This is a genomic window from Edaphobacter sp. FHG110511_03, assembly GCF_059115365.1.
The window spans coordinates 82,667-108,822 of record NZ_JBZYWL010000007.1 but is presented as its reverse complement, the minus strand read 5'-3'; the positions used below and the strand labels follow the sequence as shown (position 1 = coordinate 108,822).

The 26,156-nt window shown below is 57.2% G+C and carries 21 protein-coding genes and 1 tRNA gene; 12 read left to right on the top strand and 10 right to left on the bottom strand.

Translation table 11 applies throughout. The features are described from left to right. Window positions 1–269 precede the first annotated feature (269 nt). Window positions 270–347: transfer RNA gene (locus AC5S26_RS25120), tRNA-Glu, on the bottom strand. A 128-nt stretch (window positions 348–475) separates the two neighbouring features. Between AC5S26_RS25120 and AC5S26_RS25115 the strand changes: the two genes are divergently transcribed. From AC5S26_RS25115 to AC5S26_RS25100, 4 genes are all read left to right on the top strand, one after another. After that, entirely contained in the window at window positions 476–1,177 is a 702-nt protein-coding gene (locus AC5S26_RS25115; protein WP_494187703.1) for a queuosine precursor transporter, read from the top strand. Window positions 1,178–1,366: 189 nt separating this feature from the next. Beyond that, entirely contained in the window at window positions 1,367–2,467 is a 1,101-nt protein-coding gene (locus tag AC5S26_RS25110) for an efflux RND transporter periplasmic adaptor subunit (RefSeq protein WP_494187702.1), read from the top strand. Between the two features lie 106 nt (window positions 2,468–2,573). Beyond that, window positions 2,574–5,756 (top strand): efflux RND transporter permease subunit, encoded by a 3,183-nt coding sequence (locus AC5S26_RS25105; protein ID WP_494187701.1) that lies wholly within the window; start codon window positions 2,574–2,576, stop codon window positions 5,754–5,756. A 155-nt stretch (window positions 5,757–5,911) separates the two neighbouring features. After that, entirely contained in the window at window positions 5,912–6,808 is an 897-nt protein-coding gene (locus AC5S26_RS25100; RefSeq protein ID WP_494187700.1) for a dimethylarginine dimethylaminohydrolase family protein, read from the top strand. Here the strand turns inward: AC5S26_RS25100 and ligD are convergent. The 3 genes from ligD to AC5S26_RS25085 all read right to left on the bottom strand — a co-directional run bounded on the left by ligD (window position 6,798) and on the right by AC5S26_RS25085 (window position 11,581). Further along, window positions 6,798–9,557 (bottom strand): DNA ligase D, encoded by a 2,760-nt coding sequence (ligD, locus tag AC5S26_RS25095; RefSeq protein ID WP_494187699.1) that lies wholly within the window; start codon window positions 9,555–9,557, stop codon window positions 6,798–6,800. The two genes, AC5S26_RS25100 and ligD, sit on opposite strands and share 11 nt — an antisense overlap. A 54-nt stretch (window positions 9,558–9,611) precedes the next feature. Continuing rightward, window positions 9,612–10,556: a non-homologous end joining protein Ku gene (gene ku, locus AC5S26_RS25090; protein ID WP_494187698.1), complete on the bottom strand. Its 945-nt coding sequence runs from the start codon at window positions 10,554–10,556 to the stop codon at window positions 9,612–9,614. Window positions 10,557–10,810: 254 nt separating this feature from the next. Then, window positions 10,811–11,581, bottom strand: a complete 771-nt coding sequence (locus tag AC5S26_RS25085; RefSeq protein ID WP_494187697.1) for a 2-keto-4-pentenoate hydratase — start codon at window positions 11,579–11,581, stop codon at window positions 10,811–10,813. A gap of 154 nt (window positions 11,582–11,735) precedes the next feature. Between AC5S26_RS25085 and msrP the strand changes: the two genes are divergently transcribed. The 7 genes from msrP (at window position 11,736) to AC5S26_RS25050 (ending at window position 17,330) form a co-directional block, all read left to right on the top strand. Next, window positions 11,736–12,722, top strand: coding sequence for a protein-methionine-sulfoxide reductase catalytic subunit MsrP (gene msrP / locus AC5S26_RS25080; protein ID WP_494187696.1), 987 nt, complete (start codon window positions 11,736–11,738; stop codon window positions 12,720–12,722). 20 nt (window positions 12,723–12,742) lie between these two features. Beyond that, window positions 12,743–13,450 (top strand): protein-methionine-sulfoxide reductase heme-binding subunit MsrQ, encoded by a 708-nt coding sequence (locus AC5S26_RS25075; protein ID WP_494187695.1) that lies wholly within the window; start codon window positions 12,743–12,745, stop codon window positions 13,448–13,450. A gap of 251 nt (window positions 13,451–13,701) precedes the next feature. Beyond that, window positions 13,702–15,816, top strand: a complete 2,115-nt coding sequence (locus AC5S26_RS25070) for a DUF1800 domain-containing protein (RefSeq protein WP_494187694.1) — start codon at window positions 13,702–13,704, stop codon at window positions 15,814–15,816. A gap of 35 nt (window positions 15,817–15,851) precedes the next feature. Then, window positions 15,852–16,238, top strand: a complete 387-nt coding sequence (locus tag AC5S26_RS25065; protein ID WP_494187693.1) for an MmcQ/YjbR family DNA-binding protein — start codon at window positions 15,852–15,854, stop codon at window positions 16,236–16,238. A gap of 18 nt (window positions 16,239–16,256) precedes the next feature. Next, window positions 16,257–16,613: a hypothetical protein gene (locus tag AC5S26_RS25060; RefSeq protein WP_494187692.1), complete on the top strand. Its 357-nt coding sequence runs from the start codon at window positions 16,257–16,259 to the stop codon at window positions 16,611–16,613. Further along, window positions 16,562–16,822 carry a hypothetical protein gene (locus AC5S26_RS25055; protein WP_494187691.1) on the top strand — a complete coding sequence of 87 codons (261 nt, stop codon included), beginning with the start codon at window positions 16,562–16,564 and terminating at the stop codon, window positions 16,820–16,822. The genes AC5S26_RS25060 and AC5S26_RS25055 overlap by 52 nt, the downstream gene beginning before the upstream one ends. A gap of 76 nt (window positions 16,823–16,898) precedes the next feature. Continuing rightward, on the top strand, window positions 16,899–17,330 hold the full coding sequence (locus AC5S26_RS25050; RefSeq protein ID WP_494187690.1) for a low affinity iron permease family protein: 432 nt from the start codon (window positions 16,899–16,901) through the stop codon (window positions 17,328–17,330). A gap of 4 nt (window positions 17,331–17,334) precedes the next feature. Here the strand turns inward: AC5S26_RS25050 and AC5S26_RS25045 are convergent, their stop codons facing one another. The 4 genes from AC5S26_RS25045 to AC5S26_RS25030 form a co-directional block, all read right to left on the bottom strand. Further along, window positions 17,335–18,714, bottom strand: a complete 1,380-nt coding sequence (locus tag AC5S26_RS25045; protein WP_494187689.1) for a Gfo/Idh/MocA family protein — start codon at window positions 18,712–18,714, stop codon at window positions 17,335–17,337. Between the two features lie 49 nt (window positions 18,715–18,763). Beyond that, complete coding sequence (locus tag AC5S26_RS25040) at window positions 18,764–19,969, bottom strand: Gfo/Idh/MocA family protein (protein ID WP_494187688.1); 1,206 nt, start codon at window positions 19,967–19,969, stop codon at window positions 18,764–18,766. A 99-nt stretch (window positions 19,970–20,068) separates the two neighbouring features. Next, the gene (locus AC5S26_RS25035; RefSeq protein ID WP_494187687.1) at window positions 20,069–21,514 is read right to left on the bottom strand and encodes a DHA2 family efflux MFS transporter permease subunit; all 1,446 of its coding nucleotides are present in this window, start codon (window positions 21,512–21,514) and stop codon (window positions 20,069–20,071) included. Next, window positions 21,498–22,073 carry an isochorismatase family protein gene (locus AC5S26_RS25030; protein ID WP_494187686.1) on the bottom strand — a complete coding sequence of 192 codons (576 nt, stop codon included), beginning with the start codon at window positions 22,071–22,073 and terminating at the stop codon, window positions 21,498–21,500. The genes AC5S26_RS25035 and AC5S26_RS25030 overlap by 17 nt, the downstream gene beginning before the upstream one ends. A 53-nt stretch (window positions 22,074–22,126) precedes the next feature. Between AC5S26_RS25030 and AC5S26_RS25025 the strand changes: the two genes are divergently transcribed. Further along, window positions 22,127–22,747 carry a TetR/AcrR family transcriptional regulator gene (locus AC5S26_RS25025; protein WP_494187685.1) on the top strand — a complete coding sequence of 207 codons (621 nt, stop codon included), beginning with the start codon at window positions 22,127–22,129 and terminating at the stop codon, window positions 22,745–22,747. Between the two features lie 28 nt (window positions 22,748–22,775). Here AC5S26_RS25025 and pdxH read toward each other — a convergent pair whose 3' ends face one another. Beyond that, window positions 22,776–23,372: a pyridoxamine 5'-phosphate oxidase gene (gene pdxH, locus AC5S26_RS25020; protein WP_494187684.1), complete on the bottom strand. Its 597-nt coding sequence runs from the start codon at window positions 23,370–23,372 to the stop codon at window positions 22,776–22,778. A 9-nt stretch (window positions 23,373–23,381) separates the two neighbouring features. Next, window positions 23,382–26,006, bottom strand: a complete 2,625-nt coding sequence (locus AC5S26_RS25015; RefSeq protein WP_494187683.1) for an ABC transporter permease — start codon at window positions 26,004–26,006, stop codon at window positions 23,382–23,384. Window positions 26,007–26,156 lie beyond the last annotated feature (150 nt).

Here is a 26,156-nt window from a genome sequence, read left to right as displayed (position 1 = left end):
CCTAAGTTGCTGCGAATAAACGCTGAACGATAACTACTGTATTTGAATAGACCTAGAATTCAAAAGCGAATCTGAGTCAATCTATGATGACTACGTTATTGGGGTATGCCCCAACTTCATATACGACCTAAGAGGGACGGAGATGCCTCCCGGCGCAAGCCGCTCGCGATCTATTGGGGGGTGGGGGGCTAACGCTTGCTTATTCGACACGTAACTCGACACGTTGCGGCTTGTGGCGGCATGTCATCGAGTAAGTTGTTGATTTTATTTGGCGTCCCCGACGGGATTCGAACCCGTGTTATCGCCGTGAAAGGGCGGTGTCCTGGGCCGGGCTAGACGACGGGGACGTTCAGGAGAGACCGGCGTCTCCATCTCTCATGCTTAACAATATCATTGCTATTTTTGTCGAAGTAACCGCGCCTGATAGCGACATTCTAATGTTGCGAGGCATACTAAAAGTGCGCCCTCAATCAGCATGTCGATCCACATAGCCCGTTATAAATATCTTGACGCTCTTACGACTGCTTTTGTCGTTATCCTGCTCGTATCTAACCTCGTAGCTCAAAAGGTTTGTCGTATTGGGCCCTTCGACGTCAGCGGAGCGATCCTTCTTTTTCCAATTACATATATTTTTGGTGATGTCTTTACCGAAGTCTACGGTTTTGCCGCTTCGCGGAGAGCAATTTGGCTGGGATTCTTTGGAACGGCACTTCTTTACCTGATGGGAACTCTCACGATTGCCTTGCCCCCCGCTCCAGGCTGGCACAACCAGCAGGCCTTTGCGACTGTATTCGGGTTCATCCCCAGGATTCTTGCCGCGAGCCTCGTATCCTTCTGGGCAGGTGAATTTGCGAATTCCTATACGATGGCCAGGTTGAAGCTGCTTACAAACGGTCGCATGCTGTGGACACGTACGATTGGCTCGACAATTGTGGGGCAGGGAGTAGATACGACACTTGTCGTCTTTTTGACCTTCGTCGGGACTGTTCCATTAAAGGTTCTCGGGAATATGATAGCGACGGGTTATATGCTCAAAGTCGGTTACGAGATCCTGGCGACTCCCCTGACCTACGCCGTGATCGGTGGGCTTAAACGCGCCGAGGGAACCGAAGCCTTTGATCGGAATGAGAGCTTTAATCCATTTTCCTTTTCTCAGAGTCTGGATTCTGAAAAATAGGCCCTCCTGATATGATTTTTGCTTCCGCATTCTTTCGCATCTTTCCGGAATCCCGGGCATCTTAAGGGAATTCAAATAGTTAGTGTAGGTTGATATTTTTGAGCATCCTGCGCCACTCAACCTCGTCCAATCTTCCGAGGGTGGCAGTCACGGGAAATGCAGTTGTGCAGTTTTGTGAGGAGAAATACCTTGTCCGAGATCAGATCTTCAAATACTAAGTTCGTTTTTTCGATCGCCGCCTGTGCGATTTTCAGCCTGTCGCTTTCCGGTTGCAAGCATGAAGCCGTTGCTGCTGCTCCTCCGCAGGCAATGCCGGTCAAGGTGGCGTCTGTTACTCTTTCTCCGGTCCCAGCCTCCGATACTTATGTCGCGACGATCAAAGGCAGGCGTTCGGCGACGATGCAGCCACAAGTCGAAGGCAATCTAACCCGGATCTTTGTGAAGTCCGGGGATGTGGTCAAGGTAGGACAGCCATTGATGCAGATTGACCCGTTGAAGCAGTCCGCTGCCGTCCTGTCGCAGCAGGGAACCCAAGCGCAAAAGAAGGCGCTGTACGACTACAACAAGATCCAGGTAGAGCGTCAGAGAAAACTTTATGAGGCTGGTGTGGTCTCGCGCGACGCCTTCGATCAGGCGACCCAGGCCTTTGAAAATTCTAAGGCTGATTATGAGGCGAACTCTGCGCTGACCATTACGCAGCAACAGCAGTTGGGATATTTTCAGATTCGCGCCCCTTTTTCCGGTGTTGTGGGTGATGTTCCTGTCCACGTGGGCGATTTCGTATCTACCACAACGGTCTTGACGACGGTCGACGAGAATGTCGATCTGGAAGCTTACATCTATATTCCGACGGAACGAGCTGCCGAGGTTCGCACCGGGCTTCTAGTGGACATTGTCGATTCGGACGGGAACATTCTTACGAAATCGAAGGTCAACTTTCTTTCGCCCCAGGTGGATAATGGTCTGCAAAGCATCCTCGCGAAGGCACCTATACCGCGTGGAGCCAAGGGATTGCGCACAGAGCAGCTGGTCAAGGCGCGCGTAACCTGGAATACGAATCCTGCCCCCGTGGTTCCGATACTTGCGGTCACCCGCATCGGTGGTCAGAGCTTCGTCTTCGTAGCTGCGCAAAAGGATGGAAAATATGCTGCGCACCAGATTCCAGTCTCCCTTGGGGAGCCGGTCGGCAATAATTACCCCGTCCTGAAGGGTCTTAATCCCGACGATAAGGTCATCATCTCGGGACTTCAGTTCTTGCAGGATGGAGTTCCCGTCCAGCCTCTGGCCTAAGGCTGTATGAGACGCAACGTATCTCTTCGTCAGGCTCTCGGCTAACGGGTACTGCGAAGGCCTTTCGGATTCCCCCGGCGCCAGCCGCACCGGTAAGAGGTTCATCTTGGTAGATTTTTTCATTCGACGCCCGATCTTTGCTACGGTCTGCGCCCTGCTTATTGTTCTTGCCGGCGCTGTCGTCATCCCCACGTTGCCGATTTCACTTTATCCTCAGCTGGCACCGCCTCAGGTCGTCGTTACCAGCAACTACATCGGTGCTAACTCGCAGATTGTAGAGTCTGCCGTTACGATACCGCTCGAGACCGCGATCAACGGTGTCGAGGGCATGCGTTATATGAGCTCGACCAGCTCGAACGATGGAACCTCGTCAATCACGATTACCTTCCAGACGGGATATAACCTGTCCATCGCTGCTGTTGACGTACAGAATCGTGTGGCTTCCGCGCAAGGCCGTCTGCCCGCTACTGTCAATGCGACCGGTATCACCATCACCAAGGCGAACAGTAACTTCGTCTTCGCGGCGGGCTTCGCCGCACGCGATGGCAAATATTCGCAGGAGTTTATCTCCAATTACCTCGACGTTTACGTCAAGGATGCTCTCAAACGTGTTCCGGGCGTCGGCGACGTCATTATTTTTGGCGAGCGCAAGTATGCGATGCGCGTTTGGCTCGATCCGGCCCGCCTGGCTGCTCGCGGCCTTACTGCTCTCGACGTAACGAATGCGCTCTCCGAGCAGAACGTGGAAGTGGCCGCAGGTCAGCTTGGACGTCCTCCTTCGAGTAACACGCAGGAGTATCAGATGGCTGTGCGAGTCGTCGGCCGTCTCTCCGATCCGCAACAGTTTGAAAACATCATCCTGAAAAACTCACCCAACAATGGTGGGTTGGTGTTGCTTCGAGATGTCGGCCATGCCGAAGTCGGGGCGGAAAATTACGATACCAGCCTGAAATTTTCAGGAGGCGACGCGATCGGTGTAGGCGTCCAGCAACTCTCCAACGCGAACGCGCTTCAGGTAGATAAGCAGTGCAAAGCGGTTCTTACGGAGCTCGCCAAATCCTTCCCGCCTGGTCTTGAGTACGTCATTGCCTTCGATACCACGACTGTCGTAGGCGATTCGGTCACCGAGGTCGTCCACACCATCCTGGAAGCGATCATCATCGTTATCGTCGTCATCTTCTTCTTCCTCCAGGACTGGCGAGCGACGATCATTCCGGCAGCGACCATCCCGGTTTCGCTGGTAGGAACCTTCGCCTTTATTAAGATCTTCGGCTTCTCGATCAACTCCCTCACGCTCTTCGGGATTACGCTGGCGACGGGTCTGGTCGTTGACGATGCCATCGTCGTTATTGAGAACGTACAGCGTCATATCCACGAACAGCACTGCGACAGTCATCGCGCTACCTCGGACGCCATGGCCGAGGTGACCAGCGCCGTTATCGCAACTTCACTTGTTCTCATCTCGGTGTTTATTCCGGTCAGCTTCTTTCCCGGAACAACAGGAATTCTGTACAAGCAGTTCTCGCTCACAATCGCGTTCTCTATCGCCATCTCTGCCTTCAATGCGTTGACGCTCTCGCCTGCGCTGGCTGCAATCCTGCTTCGGCCTGAGACCAAGCATGGCGGCCTGCTTGGTCTCTTTGAGAAAGGTCTGCAGAAGGTTATCTCCGGATATGCCTACCTTGTGACCCACGTGGTCAAGCTGCGCGTGATCATGATGCTGCTCTTTGTGGTTGGCCTCGGCGCCACCGCATATATGTACAATCATGTGCCGACAGCCTTTGTTCCCTCCGAAGATCAGAACTACTTCATCAACATCGTGCAGACACCTCCAGGCGCCTCTCTCGCGTATACGACTGAGGTTGCAGATCGTGCGGCGGCAATCATTCGACAGAATGACGATGTCTTTGGCACCTTTTCGGTGATGGGCTTCTCGCTCACAGGCGGTAGCTCCCCGAATTCGGGCATCATCTTCGCTCCTCTCAAACCGATCGATGAGCGCAAGAAAAAAGGACCGGGCCACTCCGCACACGACATCGTAGCCGAAATTGCTCCGAAGCTGTTCCAGGTTCCTGGCGGGATCGTGGCCGCCTTCGAGCCCCCAGCCATTCAAGGTATCGGTTCTGTAGGCGGCTTCCAGTTCATGCTGCAGGATCAGGGCAGGAATTCCTTCGGCGATATCGACCGCATTGCCCATACGATGGTCGCCCAGAGCCGCGATCCGAAGTCCGGGCTCGTCGGCCTCTACACGCCTTACACGTCGAACGATCCTCAGCTCTTCGTCACCATCAATCGCGAAAAGGCAAAAGCCATCGGTGTCCCCCTGGCACAGATTACCTCCGCGCTTGGTACCTACATGGGCTCGAGCTACGTCAATGACTTCGACTTCAACAATCGCTCTTATCGTGTCTACGTCCAGGCTGATCAGAGCTTCCGTCGCAACTCGAAGGATCTGCGTGAGTTCTATGTTCGTTCCGACGGCGGCCAGATGATTCCTCTGGACAATCTCGTCAGCATCACCGAGACCTCCGGCCCGCAGGTGATCTATCACTACAACATCTTCCGCTCCGCCGAGATCGATGGGGCCGCCGCGCCCGGACTCAGTTCAGGGCAGGGCCTGGAGAAGATGCAGGAACTCTTCGAGAAGAACAAGATTCAGGGCATGATGTACTCCTGGACCGGCCTCGCTCTTGAAGAGGTTGAATCCAGTGGAAAGGCCGTCGTCATCTTCGGCCTCGGCCTGCTGGTCGTGTATCTCACACTCTCCGCTCAGTACGAGAGCTGGGTTCTGCCATTCATCATTCTGCTCGCTGTTCCAATGGCCGTTCTCGGCGCGCTTGCCCTGGTCTCAGCGCGTGGACTGGTAGACGACGTCTATGTCCAGATCGGTCTCGTCATGCTGATTGGTCTGTCCGCTAAAAACTCCATTCTTATTGTGGAGTTCGCGGAGCAGCAGATCGAACATGGAAAGGGAGTCATCGAGGCGGCCGTCGTCGCCGCCGAACTTCGACTTCGCCCCATCCTGATGACGTCGATCGCCTTTATTCTCGGTGTGCTACCGCTGTACTTTGCGTCCGGCGCCGGTGCTCTTGGCCGTCACTCGGTTGGTACAGCCATCGTTGGTGGAATGGTGCTCTCCACGGTCCTGAACTTGTTCTTCATTCCGGTTCTGTACGTCGTTGTGAAGAGTATTCTCATCCGTTTCAGCTCAAGACCCAAGTCGCGTCCTGAAGGTTGCGATGACGATGCAACTGCGCTGGAACAGCAACAGGTTACGATCGGTCAATAGTCAAGAGTCGAACTATGCAAAAGGCCTGCCATCACTGGCGGGCCTTTTGCATGGGGGCTTAAAAATCTCTGCATGATTATTCATCCTAAATATGCATAATCATTAGTGTTGACGCGGGTTTCCGCGTGCGCCATGCTCATGCTGGAGAAAACAGTATGAGTACGCAAGCCTTGGATGTAGCTCACCTCATCCCACCCTTGAGCTCGTCGCGCCCGACTTATCTGATGTGCAGACCGCAGTTCTACAGCGTCAACTACATCATCAATCCGTGGATGGCAGGCAATCTCCACGCTACCTCTCAGGGGCGCGCTGCTGCCCAATGGAAGCGTCTTAACGATGCACTCTCCGAGCTTGCAGATATCACACTGGTCGATCCGCAACCCGGCTTGCCGGATATGGTTTTTACGGCGAATGCAGGGCTTGAGCACAATGGCACTGTCGTCCTCAGCAGCTTTTACCATCCCGAACGGCAGGCAGAGGAACAGTACTTCGAGGATTGGTTCCGCAGATCCGGTTATACGGTCGTACGTCTGTCGCGAGACATCCCTTTCGAAGGCGAGGGCGACGCATTGTTTTCTTCAGATGGTTCACGCCTCTGGGCAGGGTACGGAATGCGCAGTACGAAGGAGAGTCATTCCTGTCTTGCGCAGGCGTGGAATGTGGAGGTCGTATCCCTTCGCCTCATCGATCCGCGTTTTTATCATCTCGACACTTGTTTCGCGCCATTGAAGGAGGGACATGTGATGTACTATCCGGGCGCCTTCGACGCCGCCTCCGTGGCCAGAATCGAGGCATTCTATCCCTCTCATAAACGGATCGTAGTCTCGGAGACGGATGCCGTCCGCTTCGCCTGCAATGCCGTCAATGTTGATCGCACCGTTCTGCTCAATGAGATCAGCAGGGAACTGACAGAGCGGTTGGAATCGGCCGGGTTCAACGTTATCCCGCTTGCGCTCGATGAATTTCTCAAGGCGGGAGGTGCGGCAAAATGCCTTGTTATGAGACTTAGTCCACCTATCGCTCCGACGTTTACTGATAAGGTTACAATTTGAGCCGCTGCCTGACAGTATCCATATCCTTCCATGGATCCTTCTTCAACCGCTGCTTCCATTCTGCAAAGTCAGCCACTTGGAACGAAGGCCGCTCGGTCATCTTCTTCAACTCCGCCCAGCTTAGCGGCATCGAAACCGCAGCCCCCGCTCGAGCTCGAGGGGAGTAGGCCGCGACGGAAGTAGCACCGCGCTCGTTTCGCAGGTAATCCAGATAAATCTTCCCCTTGCGCGCTGCCTTCGTCATCTTTGTCAGATATCGGTGCGGTGCGATTCGTTCCATCGCAACTACAAATTGTTGTGCAAACCCTTTGATCTCGGGCCACGCATGTTCTGCCTCGATGGGAGCGACGATGTGAAGTCCTTTTCCTCCTGTGGACTTCACGAAGCTTTCGAGGCCGAGTTTCTTCAACCCATCGCGAACCTCCATCGCCGCATCGGCAACCTCGGTCCACTGCAGCTCTTCATCAGGGTCGAGATCGAAGACCAGCCGATCGGGCTTCTCAAGCTCCTCATTACGGGACCCCCATGGATGCACCTCGAGTACTCCCAGCTGAGCCAGGGCCGCAAGCGCCTCAGCGGTGCCAAGAGTAATGTACGGCTCCACCTTTCCACGCTTGTCGGCGATATCCACGCTGCCAATCCCCTTGGGCAACATCGAGTTCACATGCTTTTGGAAGAAGCATGGCTTTCCCGCGCCCTCAGGGCATCGAACCAGACTCACAGGCCGGTCCACGATATGAGGCAGCATCCATTCCGCCACGGCCCAGTAATAACCCGCGAGCATCTGCTTTGTCATGCCCGACGTCTCATCCAGCACCTTCTGCGGATGGGTCAGGCGAACGGGGGCATGTTCGCCTGTCTCACGACTCTCCTTGCCTGCATTTGAACCCTTGAATGCAGTCGATTCAACTTCATCGCTGCGACGAGTTGTCGCTTTTGAACGCGATCGCCTCGGACCAATGGAGATCTCCTCTTCCTCACGCACGACCTCTTTGGCCGCTTTATCTTCACGCAGTCCAAGAAACGCTGCTTGGCGCACCAGATCGTCTGCTGTCCATGTGGCAAAGCGCACCTGGGCTACCATATCTGGCTTCACCCATCGCGCACCTTTTCCTGCGTCACCGGGAACCTTTTCAAAAGGACTCACCTGCTGTGCAAGTTCCTCGAGCCTGTCGCGCACGAGTCGATGCGTCTTCTGCGTGAATCCCGTCCCGGTCCGGCCAGCATAGATCAATGTGCCATCGCGATAGTAGCCCAATAGAAGTGCCCCCACTCCATGGATCTTGTTGGCTGGAAGCGTATACCCGCCGACGACAAACTCCTGTTCGTGCAGGCACTTCATCTTCAGCCAATCCCCGCTGCGTCCGGAGATGTATTTCCCCGAGGCTCGCTTCGAGACAATTCCCTCAGCCTTCAGCTTGCAGGCTTCGCGCAGAAGTTCTGCACCCCCGGATTCGATATGTTCGCTTATCCGCAGACGATCTCCATCCGCTCCCTGAAGTACATCGCTCAAAAGGTCCTTCCGTTTTTGAAGTGGAAGGTCACGGGGATTCTTTCCCTCCACATGCAGCAGGTCGAATGCAAAATAAGTCAATGCATGTTTCGCGCCTTCCTGCATCGAGGCTTGCAGATCGGCGAAGTTCGTTGTTCCATTCGGTGCGACCACCACCACCTCACCATCCAGCGTCACCTTGTCGATGGGAAGCTTCGCAATCTCATCGGCTAACGCTCGTACCCGGTGGGTCCAATCGAGTCCTGTCCGCGTCAGGATCTGTACCTTCTTTCCGTCCTTCCTCGCCTGCATCCGATAGCCATCGAGCTTGAGTTCGTGCAGCCACCCGGCGCCCGAAGGTGGTGTCTCGCCCATCAACGCAAGCTGTGGCGGAAGAAAGCCAGGCTGCTGCTCTTCAGGAAGCCCCTTCAGCTGCTTTCTAAGGTCGAGCGATGTAGGCTTTGGCTTCGCAGGCTCACTCGTTTTCTCACGAGTCTCTTGGCGAAACCACGCCTGGCTGCCCGAGCGTGTGTCCTTCGAGTTCCACACATGGTCTTCGTTCTTTGCGATCTCTTCGATCGATCGCTTCGTGACTACGCTGTCTGGTTCCGACTCCGTAACCGAAGTCTCATCCTGCTTCCGCTCGAACTCGTCATGCTCTTTGATCAGCAGCCAGTTAGGCTTCTTCTCCTTCGCCCATTTGCCGCCCATCCGGATCAGCGCCCACTTACCCTTGAGTTTTGTCCCATGCAGGATAAGCTTCAGGCTTCCATCACGCAGGCCGGCATCGACATCGGTGTATCCTGCCTGCGGTTCCCATACTCCCTGGTCCCACAGCATCACCGTGCCGCCCCCGTACTGTCCCGATGGAATGATTCCCTCAAAGCCTCCGTACTCCATCGGGTGGTCTTCTACCTGCACAGCCAGGCGCTTGTCGCCGGTAAAGTAGCTTGGCCCCTTGGCAACCGCCCAGCTCTTCAAGACTCCATTCCACCCAAGTCTGAAATCGTAGTGAAGGTGTGAGGCCGCATGCTTCTGCACGCAGAAGAGAAGTCCGCTCGCAGTACGTGTGCTTGTGTGTTTGCCGCTCGGTTCTTCGGTGATGTTGAAGTCGCGCATTGACCGGTAGCGCGCGAGCTGTTCGTCAATCGCGTTCGCAGCCACATCGCCAGCTTCTGTTGTCGGAGTCTTCTTTTCCTCTTTTTTCTTTGCCGCCTTCGCCGGCTTCTTCAAAGCTGCCTTTTTGGAACCCGCCATCGTCGCTCCTGCGTTAGTATCCGCCGAAGTCCCCTTCGCTCAGGCAGGCACTCTCTACGCCGACCGTCGCTTACTCGAAGCCTTTGCCGATTTCACTAACGAAATACCCTTCTTTTCCTTCGATGCAGCTGACTTCACCGAAGTCGATGGCTTCTTCTTGCTTGCAGAGCTCTCCGCAGCTGCGGCGCCACTGCTCACGCTCTTGCGAAGGGCATCCATAAGATTGATGACCTGGCCGCGCCGTGGTGCCTCCACTTCATCCTTCGGAATGGGCGCGTGCTGGACCTTGGCCTCAACCAGCTCCCGCACTGCGGCCTCGTACTGATCCTTGAACTTGCTGGGGTCGAACTTCGCCGCCTTGCGCTTGATCAGCTCCATCGCCAATTCGAGAGAATCTTCGTTGACCGCGACCTTCTTGATGTCCTTGAAATACTCAGCGGGGTCGCGAAGCTCTTCCTGATACCGCATCGTGTAGCCCATCATCCCGCCCAGCTTGTCGTCCTCGTCGGCGGTGACAGCGAAGACATGTTCCCGTCCTCCGAATGCAATCTTTCCAAGCGCTGCCTTCTTCGTCTTCTTCAGAGCAGCGCGCACCACGGCGAACGCCTCAGCCTGCACATCGTCTTCCGGGACGATGAAGTACGGCTTCTCCATGTACTCGGGCTCCAGTTCGTCAATGTCTACAAACTGCGATACCTCGATCGAGTGTTTGGAGGGGACGCGCAACTCCTCCAGCTCCTTGGGCTCGATCGTCACATACTCGCCCTTGCGATACTCATATCCCTTCACGATGTCGTTCTTTTCCAGCGCTGTGGCAGCTTCGCCAGGATTGTCCTCGAGCGCGCTCGCGGCAACCTTCTGGTGGCGCACTCGCTCACCGGTGGCTCGGCTTATCTGATGGAAGCGAATCTCGCTCTTTGCCTCAGTCGCCACAAACAGCTTCACACCGAAAGACACCAGGGAAATCTGTATCTGCCCAGACCAATACGGACGTGCCATTTCATAACCTCACGTTTTTGACGAAGATCGCAGCCCAATCTCCGGAGAGTTCAGGCGAAACCCGCCTGTTTTCATCAGATTCCCAACGATACCCTCAAAGATGCCAAATTTCATACAACATTTTGGGCTTCTGTGACGAACCACCACAAATATGGGGAGTATCTAAACCATCCCCGCTATACGGTGTTTGCAACGCAGCAACCTCGATTCGTCGTCAGCACAAATCAGCGAGTGGAGCCGCGAATGGCCGCCCTTCAGGCAAAACGAAGGACGACCTGACCTGCGCGCGCAAACCGTGTCTCCACAGACGCTCCGGCAGCGGCCAGAGTATTTCCGGTCCAACTCCCGGTTGTGATCCAGTCTCCTTTTTTCAGCCCTTCCGTCCGGCTCGCTCCCTCGTTGGCCAGCCAGGGCAACAAGCGCATCAGGTCGCCGGACGTGTTGGACCCGGTTCGTTCCACTCGCAGTGCGCCATCAATTGAGAGCGATACTGATTCCTTTGCAAAGTCGATGTTTTGCCAATCAGGTACAGGGTCGCCATAGACGAATCCGCCGTGCATCGACATGTCGGCTACAGACGTTAGCTTCGTCGCTTCATCGGGATTGAGGAGTGCGGTTTCGAGAACCTCGATAGCTGGGTGCATACTCGCAATCGCGGCGACGACCTCCTCGCGCGTGTACGACGTCTCTCTCTGGGGCAGATCCGAGCCCAATTTGAAGGCAATCTCCGCCTCTACCCCTCGATACCTGTGAGCGATGCCTCTCAGTCCGCATCCGCTGCTCGTCATCCAGTCCGCGGGCATCGGGGCAAAAGAGGGAGTGGCATCCGGTGTCGGTGCGCCAATCTTCCATCCGCCGATTCGCTCATAAGCCCACGACATCCTATCCTGGATGAAGTAAGCTTCCTCGAGTGTCGTTGGGCGCAGTTCTTTCGGCAGGTCGGCAATTGGTTTGCAAGTTCTACGGGCATCCAGCAGCATATCGGCTGCGCTGATCAGATCCTTTTCTCGGGCACCGGTCATCATGGCACACAGTTTGCTCCATCTTCATGTCTCTATGCAACTTCGTGTCCGGTTAGAGGCTAAAATCCATGCGCTGCGTTACCTTTAGCATTCATACTCGATCTAATGGTTAAGGGTGTTCTTTGTGTGCCGAAGCCCACCCCGGAAGGGAAATATCATGTTGGTCCGCGGCTCCGAAGGTCTTGACTCCACCATTCGCTCCTCTGAGATCACTCCACAGGGTGCCTTTGAGCGCTACCAGCGGCAACGCCGCTTCCTTATCGGTGGAGCGGCGACACTTACCGCAGGAGCTCTAGCTGCCGGCCACATCCCCGGCCTCTTTCTTCCATCCTCTACCGTTCACGCGCAGGCGCTCCCAGCTACCCCCGGTAAATACAACACCACCGAGAATCAGACTCCCCTCGCCAAGGCCTCCCACTACAACAATTTCTACGAGTTTGGAACCGATAAGAGCGACCCTGCCCGAAACGCCCATACCCTCAAAACCCGCCCCTGGACCGTCCAGGTGACCGGTATGGTCAAAAAGCCGCAGACGCTCGACATCGACAACATTCTCAAGTACAGGCCATTGGAGTCACGTGTTTACCGTCATCGCTGTGTCGAGGCATGGTCCATGGTCATTCCCTGGGACGGCTACTCTCTTTCAGAGTTTATTAACTATTGCGAGCCTCTTCCCAGCGCCAAGTTTGTGCAGTTTGTCACGCTCGTCGACAAAAAGCAGATGCCTGATCTTCCCGGTGGCTATGACTGGCCTTACAGTGAGGGGCTCCGCTTGGACGAAGCCATGAATCCACTCGCTCTTCTGACCTTCGGTTGCTATGGGCAGGTCCTTCCCAACCAGAACGGTGCTCCGATTCGCGTCGTTATGCCATGGAAGTATGGCTTCAAAAATGCCAAATCCATCGTCCGCTTCCATTTCACCGACAAGCAGCCGCACACTACCTGGAACGAGATCAACTCGCAGGAATACGGTTTTTACTCCAACGTCAACCCCGAGGTGAGTCATCCTCGTTGGAGTCAGGCGCACGAGCGCCGCATCGACAGCTCCGCTTTCCCGCGCACCATTCCCACACAGATGTTCAACGGATACGCCGACCAGGTGGCAAGCCTCTACAATGGAATGAACCTGAAGCGCTATTACTGATCGCGCAGCCAATCTTCACAATGTCAAAACGCACCATTCTTATCCTTAAAGCTGTCGCGCATCTGCTGTGCTTCGCGCCGTTTTTCTGGCTCATTCGCTTCTATACCTCAGGCGCCCTCGCGCTCGATCCCGATCCTGTCGCCTACATCACGCACTTCACCGGCGACTGGGCGCTCTGGATGCTTCTCGCCTCGCTCGCAATTACGCCTCTGCGCAGGCTCTCCCCTCGCATCTCCTGGCTTATCCGCTTTCGCCGCTTGATCGGCCTGTACGCTTTCTTCTACGCGTCCCTGCATCTGGCGACCTACATCTTTCTCTTCTCCGGCTACGATCTTCCAACAGTGCTTGCCGGCATCCGTGACGGTCACCCCGGCATCGCGATCGACCAGTGGAAGATGGTGTGGCCTACCATATGGGACGATGTCCTCAAACGGCGCTTCATCCAGGTTGGCTTTTTCGCCTGGGTTATTCTGCTGGCGCTCGCCGTAACCTCACCAGCCTTCATCATGCGCTCCATGGGAGGCAAAAACTGGCAACGTCTGCACCGCCTGGTCTACATCGCTGGAGTAGCGGGCGTCATCCACTATTGGTGGCTCGTCAAAACCGGTGTCCGCACCCCATGGAAAGTCACCGCGATACTTACCATCCTTCTGCTGGCACGCCTCGCCTACACCGCCAGCAAGCGTTTCAGTAAACCCCGGGCCGCATTTCAGACTACAAAAAGCTGAAGCAGCCTATCTGGATTTCGTGCCGCGAATCATCCGCCAGAGCGCCCGGATTCCCCATACCGCCAGAATTAGCAAAACCAGGAAACTGACAAACACGAGCGCCAGATGGATCACGACCGCCATCCCGCCATGCTTTCAGTCTTCCGCCGGCGATGCAACGCAAATCCCTGACAATCAGGCTTATAAGCGCGAAATCCAGCATCCCAACCACAACTTAGATCTCAGAAGCCTGTCTAACTTGGGGAGGCTTTATGCGCGCCATCCTTGCTGCACTCCTCGTCGTTGCTGCCTCTACGCTCCAGGCGCAGGAGAGCCCCTCTGTCAAACCAGCGCCAAAGCGAACTCCTTCCCACGCAAGATCGACAAAACCCAAAACTCCGCCGCCCACAAAAGCCCCTGCTCTTGTTCCGCTCGATCAACGTGAGCGCGCCGCGCAGATTCTCAATCGCTTCACCTTCGGGCCGCGTCCAGGAGATTTAGACCGTGTTCTCGCGATGGGACCCGACAAGTGGTTCGAACAGCAGCTGAATCCCGACAGCATCAGTGATGATGCCCTCAATAAACGTCTCGCAGATTACCCGACCCTTACCATGACCCCGGAGCAGGCCCTCACCGCCTTCCCGGATCGTGGCACCATTCAGGCCGTCGCAAACGAGAAGGTTCAGCCTCCTACGGACCCCGGCCTTGCCGCTGTCTACGAAATTCAGCTCGTAAAACTCAACCAGCGCCAAATGGGGAAGGCGGTTCAAGCTGAAGGCAAGCCTGAAGGCTCATCCCCCGAAGACTCCGAGCTTGCGGCGCAGCGTGACCGTGATCGGGCCACCGCTTCTCGAGTCGCAGGAGAGCTCTTCGCCTTGCCTCGCAATCAGCGGATGTCTACGCTGATCAAGCTGCCCACTGCGGACCGCATCGCCTTCACCACATACGTCTCCGGAGAGCAGCGCGGCCTCCTCCTCTCCCAATTCACCCCACGCGAACGCGAGCTCTTCAACGCCATGGCCGCGAATGTCAACTCTTCCTACCAGCTCGCTAGTGAGCTCTCCCAGGCCAAGCTCCTTCGCGCCATCCTCTCTGAGCGTCAGCTTCAGGAGGTGATGACCGACTTCTGGTTCAATCACTTCAACGTCTTCATCGGTAAAAACTCCGACCAGTGGTATACCACCAGCTACGAGCGCGACGTAATCCGCAAAAACGCGCTGGGAAAATTCCGCGATCTTCTTCTGGCAACGGCAACCTCACCTGCCATGATGGTCTACCTCGATAACTGGGAGTCCATCGGTCCCGACTCCATCGCCAACGGCGTCAATCCTGCCCGCCCCAAGGCCAAAAAAGGCAATCGCGGCCTCAACGAAAACTACGGCCGCGAGCTGATGGAGCTTCATACCGTCGGCGTGAATGGAGGCTATACCCAGGCCGACGTAACCGCGCTCTCTGCAATCCTCACCGGGTGGACCGTCGATCGTCCCCATCAGGCTGGTCCCTTCGTCTTTGAGCCCCGACGCCATCAACCCGGTCCGAAACAATGGTTCGGTCACACCATCGACTCCTCTACAGCATCGGTGCAGCCTGACGCAAATCCGGGGATGAGCGAAGGCATCCAGGCCCTCACGATCCTTGCGGCCAGCCCTAAGACCGCGCACTTTATCAGCTACAAATTAGCTCAGCGCTTTGTCGCCGACGAACCACCGCCTGCCCTGGTCGATCGCATGGCGAACACCTGGCTCTCAACCGATGGCGACATCAAGGCAATTCTCCGCACCCTGGTTGAATCGCCGGAGTTCAACTCCAGGCGATACTTCCACAACAAGGTCAAGACTCCCATCGAGTTTGTCGCCTCGGCATTTCGTACCACGGCCACCGATCCCGTCAATCCCGGGGCTCTTGTCCAGACCCTCAAAACCATGGGCATGCCGCCTTATTACGCTCTTCCGCCTACCGGGTACTACATCACCGCCGATCGCTGGATGAACTCCTCCGCCCTGGTGGATCGCCTCAACTTCGCCTACGCCCTTACCAGCAATAAGTTCGCAAACCAGAAATTCGACTCCGAGCATGTTCTCGCCCTCGGCCTGATGGGACAGTCGTCTATCGCTTCCACAGCCGCTGCCGCGCAACCAAAGCAGGCAGTCTATAAGGAAACGGCTCTCGCGCAAGCTTCCACTGCGTCCTCCCCCACCCTTACCGGTCAGAATCTCGCGCTTCACCTGATCGAAGCCTCCCTTGTCGGTGGGGAAGTCTCTACCCAGACCAACGATCTCGTCCACCAGCAGGCGGTAAAGCTTGTCACCACCTCATCGCCTCCCACCGAAACTCTGAACCTCCTCACAGCGCTCGTCATGGGCAGCCCAGAGTTTCAGATGCGATAAAAAACGCCTACACTGGTCACGCCCGGAGGTGTCTCATGTCATCGCAGGCCCTGGCCAATCACAGCGAACATCTCAGTCGCGTACGCAAAATCTGCGCATTGCTTCCCGCCACATCCGAAAAGCTCTCCCATGGCGAGCCGACATTCTTCGTCGACAAAAAAGTCTTCACGATGTTTGCCAACAACCATCACCACGACGGTCACGTCGCCGTCTGGATTCCCGCGCCGCCCGGAGCCCAACAAACGTTCATTCGCACCTCTCCCAGAAAATACTTCAAGCCTCCGTACGTTGGAGTGCGGGGCTGGATCGGCATCGAGCTTGGCGAAATCAGCGATGAGGAGTTAAGCCTCCACATCCTCGACGCCTGGCGTCGCATCGCTCCGAAAAAGTTCCTCGCCATTCTGGACAATCGCGCCGTCTAACAGGAGATGAAAGAGCCTATGGATCGCCGTACCTTCGCCGCTGGAATGGTCGCCGCCGGTATCGCAGGGAGAGCCGGATCTCCTCTGGCTTCCGCACCCGAGCAGCTTCACCTCAAGCCCAATGGCTGGATGCCAAACAACTCGCTTCCCGTGCTTCTCTATCGCAAGTCGCTCCCGGTCACACCCGGTCTTGCCGACGTCATAGAGCGCCTGTTCACAGAGAACGGTTGGCCCCCACAATGGCGTAACGTGTCTTCGACTTCCATCACTATCATTCAACCGCCCACGAGGTACTCGGCTTCGCAGCAGGAACCGCGGAAATCATGCTCGGCGGTGAGCAGGGAACCACCGTCACCGTACACGCCGGCGATGTAGCCGTCCTCCCCGCCGGCACAGGACACTGCCGTATCTCCGCCTCTGACGATTTCCTGGTCGTAGGTGCGTATCCGCCCAACGAACACTGGGACATCTGCCGTTCCGCCGCAACTCCTGAAGTCCTCGAGCGTATGCGCCGTGTCCGCTTTCCCGCATCCGATCCTGTCTCGGGAAAAGACGGAGCGTTGCCAAAGCTCTGGACAAGCTGATTCCATCGCCACTCATCGCAGAACAGGCAAAGCTGCGTTCGCCGTCAGCATCTCATCTCACGGAGTGAAAGACATCGTGTCGAGCCAGGACAACGCACCCGCAGGACAGCCCCATAAAGATCATTTCGGGCAATTCGCAAACACTTGCAGCACTTACCTTGGCTCCCGATGGGCCTTCGCGGCAGCCATCGGCATCATCATCGTCTGGGGAATCAGTGGGCCGATCTATCACTACTCGGATACCTGGCAGCTCGTCATCAACACGGGAACGACCATCGTTACGTTCCTGATGGTCTTCCTCATCCAGAACACCCAGAACCGCGATGCTCGCGCCATCAACCTCAAATTGAACGAGCTGATCGAATCCATCAAATCGGCAAGAAACGAGATGATAGACATCGAGCATCTTTCAGATGCCGAGCTCGACGTTCTCGCCCACCGCTACGAGGCGGTGCGAGCTGAAGCCGACGAGCGTGGCATTACTAAGACAGATCGCAACGCCAAATAAATCCCTAAACCCAGCTACTTTTCTCGAACGTATAAGGAGAGCGCTGAGGCCGCGACAGCATCGCATTCGCCGCATCGTCCCCTTTGAACTGTTCCCGCTCCGGATCCCAGTGCAGGTGCCTGTCTGTCTTCATCGCGATATGGTGCAGCAGGCAGGTCGAGCAGGCCCTGTGCCCAATCTCCACCGGAGCCGTCGGCTGCTTCCTCGTCTTGATGCAATCCAGCCAGTTCGCATGTTGCTCGCTCGCCGTGTACAGATGAATCTCGTCCGGCCCAATCACCGAGTCCAGAACCTTGGGATCGCTCGCCATCAGCGGCTCGATCTTCGTCACTTGCCCGGAGCCGGCCGTCGGCGTCGTCATCTCATCGCGCGTGACGAAGATCCATCCCTTCGTCCCATACCATTTAATGCCGTTCGGAAAGTCTCCGGAGATGTCCATCGTCATTCCGTTCGCATATCTCGCATGCGTCAGGAACTTCCCATGCACATCCCATAGTCCACTCTTGGGAAACTCCGCCGTCCCCCAGATCTCTACCGGCCCCGTGTACTCCGTATTCATTCCCCAGTGGGCCGTATCCACGTGGTGAGCGCCCCAGCCCGTGATCATCCCCGCGCCAAACTGCTCCATGCGCAGCCATCCTGGCCGGTCGAATCCCGTCTGTGGCATGACCCGATCCACGGTATATGCCGCCTCCGGGGTCGATCCCAGCCACGCGTCATAGTGGAAGCCCTTCGGTACCGGCATCGGCGTCGCATTGCCTCCTGCGGGATCGCCCGGAAGTCCCACTTCGACATGCTTCACCTCACCGATGCGCCCATTCCGCACCAGCTCACACGCCCTGTGAAACTGCTTCCACGATCTTTGTTGGCTTCCAATCTGCAGAATCCTTCCTGAGGCCTGCACGGCATTGCTCAGATAGCGGCCTTCCGCAATCGTCAGCGACGCTGGCTTTTGCAGATAGACATCCTTGCCCGCTCTCACCGCTGCCGCAGCAACAATTGCGTGCTGGTGGTCCGGTGTCGAAATCACAACCGCGTCGATCTCTTTATTCGCAAGAAGCTCGTGATAGTCGTGGTATGTCTTCACGGAGTTGTACGGCTGACCCAGCTTTTTCGTATACGACTCGCTCACAAACTGCTTGCCCAGTTCTGCGCGGGTCGTATCCAGATCACATACCGCGATCACTCGCGCGCCATCGTACTTGAAGATCGCCGGCAGATCGTGCCCACGCGAGATTCTGCCTACGCCGATGGCGCCCACGTTGATTCGTTCGCTGGGCGCCATCTGTCCAAAGACAGTCGCCGGTACGATGGTGGGAAAGCCGGCTACAGCCGCTGTTCCGGCTGCAGCCTTCAGAAATCTTCGTCGTGTTAGATCCGCCATTAGCCCAGCTCCTTTGTCGAGCAGAATTCTACCTCAGGATGGAGGTCCTTCAGCTCTTCAAGGTCGCATGTTGCGCCTTCATCTGTGCCCGTACCACCAACTCCGCTGCCAGAAGACACTGCGTCTGATCCTGCGCCGTATGCGTCCGATTGACGATGTCAGAGACGAACTGCGGTCCGAAGGGAAGCGACATGTTATTGCAGTCCATGTACCGTGCCTGATCTTTATCGACGATGAACAGGTTGTTCCCTTGCTTTCCGCGTGCTACATCAACGTACTTCCTGACCTCGATATATCCGTTCGTTCCTAAAATAAACAGCCGTCCATCGCCCCACGTCCCCAGGCCGTCCGGAGTAAACCAGTCCAGCCGCACATACCCGAATCCTCGGTCGCCTCGCAGCATCATGTCGCCAAAGTCCTGGAACTTCGGCTTCTGAGGATGATTCACGTTCGCAACCTGCGAGGCCACAACCTCCGCCTGCGTGGAGCCGGTGTAGAACAGGAACTGATCCACCTGGTGCGACCCGATATCCGTCAGAATGCCGCCGTAGCGAGCCGGATCCCAGAACCACTCCGGCCTTCCTCCTGATCCTCCCGCATAGGGGTCCGCGCCACGCTGCACGATCTGGTGCGGCGCGATGTTGATCGTCTGAATCACGCGCCCGATCGCTCCGGCCTTCACCAGCTCGCCTGCCTTCACTGCGGCCTTCACCTCGAAGCGTTCGCTGTAAAGAATCCCATAAATACGTTTCGTCGCCGCAATCGTCTTGCGAATCTCATCGATCTGTTCCAGAGAAGTCGCCCCGGGCTTATCGCTCAGATAATCTTTGCCCTTCTTCATCACCCGTATGCCCAGCGGAGCTCTTTGATCGGGAATCGTTGAGCTCATCACCAGCTGGATCGAAGGGTCATTGAGAATTTCGTCCTCCGATGCCACCATCTTCACATCGGGAAACTTCTTCTTGAAGTTCGCAACCTTGTCCGGCTCCGCTCCATAGGCGGCCACCAGCACGCCGCCGCCACGCTGAATCGCCCCCGCCATCCCGTAGATATGGTCGTGGCTCATTCCGCATACGGCAAATTTGATCGAGTGTTTCGGCCTCTCGTCTACGATCTCGCCGGGTGCAATCACCTCGTGAACCACTCGCGCCGGATCCAGCGCGTTCATCTCCGCCAACGCCGGAACCCCAGCCATTAATCCCGCCGAGCCCACCGCCCGCAGAAACTCCCGCCGACCAAACATCTCCGATCCCATAATCATCGCTCCCCTGAACTGCAATTTCGCTGCACCCCGAACTATATCAACCACGGGCCACCTTTGGCTCGGTTCATGGGGGAGGAAGACAAATCGCGTTTACTCGGACATAGCCTCAAGCAACTCCGGAGTCTCTTCTTTAATCTGCTTGTCGATCGAGAAGGGAAGCCTCAGAGTCGCGGCGAACAGCAGGGCATGCAGAAGGCAAAGCAGCAGAAAGGCGGCCCCAAATGCTCCCGGATTTGAACTGTGAACCCTATCCGCTGACCCCAGTCTCCAAGCCAGGAACGTCGCGCACAGAGTCGTCAAGGTTGGTCCGCCCAGCCGCTGCACAATATTGAGTGCTGTCGTTGCCATGGGAAGATCTCGTTTCGGAACCGAGGCATACGCCGCCGAGATCGACGGGATGCCGATCGCTCCCATCCCCATCCCCCTAATAAAGAGAGCAGGTGCAAGTACACCCAGCACCAGTCCATGTCGCGCCAGGTAAATAAGCGGGAGTGTTCCCGCCAGGGCGATCAAAGCTCCCCCGCTGGAGACCCTGCGAATGCCGAACCGTTGCGTCATCGCCCCCATCCACGGATAAGAACAAAGCATTCCTAGGCCCAGCGGAGCCAAAAGCCATCCGGTCGCGCTGGGCGAACGGCCGCAGGCGCGGATCAGATAGTAGGGAATCAGCATCTGCGCCGAGAACATGATGCCGTTCGAGAGGAACTGCGTCACGGCCGAGGCCGAAAAAGTTCGGCGCCTGAAGAGCCGCAAATCAATCAACGCCCGCGAGCCCTTCGGACCGGCTGTCCTCAGAAACACCACAAGCAGAACCACCGAGGCGATCAGGGTAACGACGCCCCCACGCTCCCTCAGGTGATCCGATCCATACAGAAAGAGCACGAGCCCCGGCGACAGCAGGAGCAGTCCGAACAAATCGAGATCTCGCGGTCTCACATCCTCGCGGTCTTCAGGAAGAAACAGTGCCGCCAACGTAATCGCGAGCACACCCACCGGCAGATTCACGAAGAAGAGCCATCGCCATGAGGCATGCTGCAGAATCGCTCCAGCGATCACCGGCCCAAGAATCGGTCCTAGCATCACCGGCAACGCTGCGTAACCCATCACGCGGGCCAGGTGTCTTCCGGCGGCGCGGGCCATCATCATCTGCGCCATCGGAGCCAGCAGGCCTCCGCTCATGCCCTGAAGAATTCGAAATCCAATCAGGGCATGCGCGGACCATGCCATTCCACACAACATCGACGACAGGGTAAAGACAGAGAAGCACCAGAGATAAAGCGACTTCGCTCCGATGCGATCCACCAGCCAGCCATTCAGCGGAAGCATCAGAGCCAGTGCCAACAGATAGCCGCTCGTCACCCACTGAATCACCGCCAGGCTGCTGTGCAACTCCACCGCCAGGCTCGAGAGCGATACGTTGACGACCGTAGCGTCGAGCTGCGCGAGGAACGAACCCAACGTAGCGACTGCGATGACCTTCCACACCGCCGCATCCAGTCGCTCCGTTGAGGAAGTCACCTCAGCCAAGCGCGGCAATTACTTCATCGGTCTTCCTCACTCTCGCGAGCCTCGGAAAGATGTTCTCAAAAGCAAAGCGGTGGAGATCGGCACTAAGGCTCGTGCAGGCATCCTCCACGACGACGAACGCGAAACCGAGGCCGGTCCCCTGGCGTGCAGTCGATTCAACGCCGATATTCGTAGCAATCCCCGCCAGAACCACCGTCTCGATGCCGCGCTTCTTCAACTCCTGCTCCAGCTCGGTTCCGGCAAAGGCGCCCCAGTGTCTCTTCGTGATCAGAAGATCACCCGCCTGGAACCCGGCCTCCGGCACAATCTCCGATGCGATGGCTGGTGGCGGCGGCGCGTTTGGATCGCGCATCGACTCATCAACCGGCAGCTGTAAAAATTCGTCCAGCTTCACCCGGACGAAGACGACTGTCGCTCCCTTCGCGCGAAAGTGGTCCACCAGCAGGCGAGACTTCTCCACGACTTCCGTAGGGGTGTAAGGACCGGCGTTTGGCCTCCCTGTGATCCCATGTTGCAGATCGATCAGCACAAGGGCGGTCTTCTCTGGCGCAAGCTGCAATGAACTCAAAGCTCCTCCTTAAATCGAGGATGTCCTCGACTTTCTAAATGTAGAATATGAGGATGCCCTCAACTTCGTCAAGTGCCATTCGCCGCGAGCCTCAGCAGGAGCGTTCTACCCGTCGACTGGGCAGCTTTCTGGACGCCGCTGCGGATCTCTTCGTCGAGGTTGGCTTCGAGTCTGCAACCATGACCGCGATCGCGGAGCGCAGCGGAGCCTCCATCGGTACCCTCTATCATTACTTTCCTGACAAGCGCTCTATCGCCTCCGCTCTTGTGAGCCAGTACGCGCAGGAGATTGAGGCACACTGGAAGCCGCTCATGGAGCAGGCCCACACCCTCGCGCATGAGCGGTTTGCGGACATGTTCATCGAGTGCATCCTTGACTTTGTGAACAAGCGCCCTGCCTACCTGGCATTGCTCGCCGCTCCCACCCGCTTCTCCCGCGATCCCGCCGCCCGCAAGGCTCTACGTCTGGCGATTGCCGATGCCTTCCGCGCGAAGAACCCACGGCTCTCGAACGAGAGAGCCCTGCTGGCCGCGAACGTTGCCCTCCAGATCGTGAAGGGAGTCCCCGCGCTCTACTCGGAAACAGGCACCCGGGAAAAACCCCTCCTCGTAGCGGAGTTCAAGAAAGCTCTGTCGTTATACCTCGGAACCGTCTTGTCTGAAGTAAAGGTCTAAGCACGGTAAAACAGATCCTTTGTCGGCTCTAAGGAAACAGCCGGCTCTTCACCCAGCTCTCACCTTCGCGCACGAACAGAAATCGATCGTGCAGTCGATGGTCTCCATTGATCCATAGCTCCACACGTTCGGGCCGCATCGCGTATCCCTTCCAGTGGGCGGGGCGGGGAACCTCCCTAGGATGGCTCGCGCCAAACTCCCTCACCATCTCTTCCAGCTGCTCGCGGCTCTCAAGCGGCCTGCTCTGCAGCGACACCGCTGAGCCAAGCTGGCTCTCTCTCGCCCGGCTATGAAAGTAAGCGTCCGCATCCGCAGGTGGCAGCTCGACCACCGGGCCCTCCACTCTCACCTGGCGTCTCAGGCTCTTCCAGTGAAAGCACAGCGCAGCCCTGGGATTCGCCGCAAGCTCCCGGCCCTTTCTACTGTCTGCATTCGTGTAGAAGCAGAAGCCTCTGTCGTCCACCTGCTTCACCAGCACCATCCGCACGCTCGGCGCGCCCTGCGCGGTGGCTGTAGCCAGCGCCGCCGCATTCGCGTCGTTTATCTCGCCAGCCTCTGCCTCACGCAACCACTCGCGAAACACCTCCACCGGGTCCGTCGCCGCTTCTAACTCTCGAGCATCCATGAATCCAGTCTACTCAGCCCGCAGCGCTTCCATCGGGTCGACGGAGGCTGCCCTCCGCGCCGGAATCGCGCTCGCCATGAGCGCCGCCCCACCTAGCACAATAGCAACGGCGATCAGCGTTGATCCGTCCCACGCGCTCACCCCAAACAGCAGTCCGCGCATCATCGTCGCCGCAATCACCGAACACGCCAGTCCTGCAGCAATCCCCACAGCAGTCAGCCACCCCGCTTCGCGCATCACCATCTTCATCACCCTGCTGCGTCCCGCACCCAGCGCCATCCGTACTCCAATCTCCCTCGTTCTCTGGCTCACCGAGTAAGCAATCACTCCATACAATCCCACTACTCCCAGCAGCAACGCCGTAGCCGCAAAACCTCCCACCAGCCACGCCGAGCCTCTGTGAATCGTCGCCGAAGGTGAATCATGAATCTTCCCGCTCATCGTCGACTCCGCATACACGGCGATCCCGGGATCGAGTTCATGAACAGCGGCACTCAAAGCTGGCAGCAGTCCCTCCTCCTGCTCCGCTCTCACCACCAATCCAAAATCCGTGTCCTGTCCCGCGCTGAACGGCAGATAAAACGCTGGCCGCACCTCCATCTCCAGCGGTCCTTCCCGGATGTCATCAATCACGCCGATAATTCTCGTCGGAGGCTTATTCCAGAATTTGATCTGCTGTCCGATCGCCTGCCCGCTCGCGAAGTACTTCCGCGCCATCGTCTGATTGATAATGACGACCGGCAGCTTCGTCGTCTCGTCCTCTTCCGTGAAGTAACGTCCCTCTCGCAACCGGGCCCCCAGCGTGCTGAAGTATCCCGGGCTTAAAAACCGGCCCACAACCTCGTCGTTCTTATGCAGTTCCGGCTTGCCTACCACCTGCACAATCGTCATTCCATCGCCCGATCCCACGGGCAAATCGCTGGCAACTCCAGCCGATATCACTCCAGGCAATCGCTCTACGCGCTGCAGCAGGTTCTTTTTCAGCAGCCATATTTGGTCATCCTTCGCATACTGCGCTCTCGGCAGCGAGATCATCGCCGTCGCCAGGTGTTCTGCGCGCATTCCCGTCTCCACATGCAGCAGCCTGTAGAAACTCTTCCCTAGCAGCCCGGCGCTCACCAGCAACACCACTGCGGTCGCCAGTTCCACAACCACCAGCTTCGAGCCGAACCGCCTCCATCCCGTTCCCGCTGCCGTGCGGCCGCCATCGTTCAGGCTCTCGTTCGACACGCCCTCCGGCATCCGCAGCACAGGGGCGATCCCAAAGACAATCCCGGCCAGCACCACAATGCCTGCGGTAAACAGCAGCACATGCCCGCTCATCCTCATTCCTGCCAGGTACGGCATCCGTGCCAGCATATCCGCTGGAACCAAATCTTCTGCTGCGCGCAAAGCGGCTGCGGCTAGCGCCGCTCCCACCAAGCTTCCCGTCGCCACCAGCAGCAGTCCCTCCGTCACGAACTGCCGCATCAGCCGCGCCCGGCTGGCCCCCAGGGCACCGCGCACCGCAACCTCTCGCCGCCTGGTCTCCGCGCGCGTCAACAGCAGGCTCACGACATTGACACAGGAAATCAGCAGCAGCAGGGCAGCGCCGCACAGCAGCATCACCAACACGGGACGAACATCCCCGCGAATCACCTCCGTTAGCGAAAGCACCGTAGACCCACGCCCGGGATTGTTATTCGGATACTGCCTCTCCAGCTGCGCCGTGACCGTCTTCATATCCGCAGCCGCCTGTTCCAGACTCACACCCTGCTTCATTCGGGCAACACCATAAAAGTTATGGGCGTCTCGGTTGTGGTATCTATCGTGAATCGTCGCCCAGAACTCCACTGGCTCTGCCGGAACGAAGTGAAACTCCTTTGGCAGCACACCGATGATTGTGTTCAACTCTCCATCCAGCGTCACCGTCTCTCCCAGCACCTCCTTGCGGCCGCCATACCTCTTCTGCCATGCCCCATAGCTCAGGATTACGGTGCGCGGAGCCGAGGCCAGGTCTTCTCCCGTCCTGAAATCCCGACCCAACACCGGAACAACGCCCAGAGTCTTGAAGAAGCCATCGCTTACATCAGCGCCGTCCACCTTCTGCGCTCCTTGCGGTGTCTTTTCCATGTATGGCTTTGCCTCATAGACGTCCAGGGAGTCAAAGCTCTTGTTCATCCGCTTCCAGTCCAGGTAATCCGGCCATGAGATGTGGAACAGCGGCCCCACCGAGATCGCTTCATACAGCGACACCAGCCGTGACGGTTCTCGATAGGGAAGCGGCCGTATCAGCGCCGCATCCACGACGGCGAAAAGCGCCACGCTCGCGCATATCCCCAGGGCCAGCGTGGTCACGGCCGTAGCGGTGAACCCCGGATTTCTCCTCAGCTGCCGCACCGCAAATCGCAGGTCCTGCGCCACCGTCTCGAACTGGAAGCCCACAACCTCCTGGCTGCGCTCGCGCACCCGCGTCTCGTTGCCGAAACGCCTCCGTGCTGCCCGCCCCGCCTCTTTGCCGCTCGCACCTTCGGCCTCGATCTCGCGTTCCACCTCCTCCCTGTGGAATCGCATCTCCTCCTCCAGCTCGTTGCGAAACCTGTCGCGCCGCAACAACAACTCAATCCGCCGAACTAGTCTCCCCGTCGCTCCCATAGCCTCACCTCATCGAAGAAAATCTCACCGAAGAAAATCGTCACTCGACCGAAAACCAACAAGAGAAAAACGTCATCTCGACCGAAGGCCCGCAGGGCCGGAGTGGAGAGATCCCTGTATTTTGAACATGCACAAAAGCCCCCATACATC

Bases quoted from the DNA above. Each gene is read 5' to 3' on its own strand.
- AC5S26_RS25045 (WP_494187689.1), bottom strand. From the start codon at position 18,714: ATGGCGGATCTAACACGACGAAGATTTCTGAAGGCTGCAGCCGGAACA.
- ku (WP_494187698.1), bottom strand. From the start codon at position 10,556: ATGGCACGTCCGTATTGGTCTGGGCAGATACAGATTTCCCTGGTGTCT.
- AC5S26_RS25085 (WP_494187697.1), bottom strand. From the start codon at position 11,581: ATGATGACCGGTGCCCGAGAAAAGGATCTGATCAGCGCAGCCGATATG.
- AC5S26_RS25070 (WP_494187694.1), top strand. From the start codon at position 13,702: ATGCGCGCCATCCTTGCTGCACTCCTCGTCGTTGCTGCCTCTACGCTC.
- pdxH (WP_494187684.1), bottom strand. From the start codon at position 23,372: ATGGATGCTCGAGAGTTAGAAGCGGCGACGGACCCGGTGGAGGTGTTT.
- AC5S26_RS25040 (WP_494187688.1), bottom strand. From the start codon at position 19,969: ATGGGATCGGAGATGTTTGGTCGGCGGGAGTTTCTGCGGGCGGTGGGC.
- AC5S26_RS25100 (WP_494187700.1), top strand. From the start codon at position 5,912: ATGAGTACGCAAGCCTTGGATGTAGCTCACCTCATCCCACCCTTGAGC.
- AC5S26_RS25015 (WP_494187683.1), bottom strand. From the start codon at position 26,006: ATGGGAGCGACGGGGAGACTAGTTCGGCGGATTGAGTTGTTGTTGCGG.
- msrP (WP_494187696.1), top strand. From the start codon at position 11,736: ATGTTGGTCCGCGGCTCCGAAGGTCTTGACTCCACCATTCGCTCCTCT.
- AC5S26_RS25060 (WP_494187692.1), top strand. From the start codon at position 16,257: ATGGATCGCCGTACCTTCGCCGCTGGAATGGTCGCCGCCGGTATCGCA.
- AC5S26_RS25025 (WP_494187685.1), top strand. From the start codon at position 22,127: ATGCCCTCAACTTCGTCAAGTGCCATTCGCCGCGAGCCTCAGCAGGAG.
- AC5S26_RS25115 (WP_494187703.1), top strand. From the start codon at position 476: ATGTCGATCCACATAGCCCGTTATAAATATCTTGACGCTCTTACGACT.
- AC5S26_RS25065 (WP_494187693.1), top strand. From the start codon at position 15,852: ATGTCATCGCAGGCCCTGGCCAATCACAGCGAACATCTCAGTCGCGTA.
- AC5S26_RS25055 (WP_494187691.1), top strand. From the start codon at position 16,562: ATGCTCGGCGGTGAGCAGGGAACCACCGTCACCGTACACGCCGGCGAT.
- ligD (WP_494187699.1), bottom strand. From the start codon at position 9,557: ATGGCGGGTTCCAAAAAGGCAGCTTTGAAGAAGCCGGCGAAGGCGGCA.
- AC5S26_RS25075 (WP_494187695.1), top strand. From the start codon at position 12,743: ATGTCAAAACGCACCATTCTTATCCTTAAAGCTGTCGCGCATCTGCTG.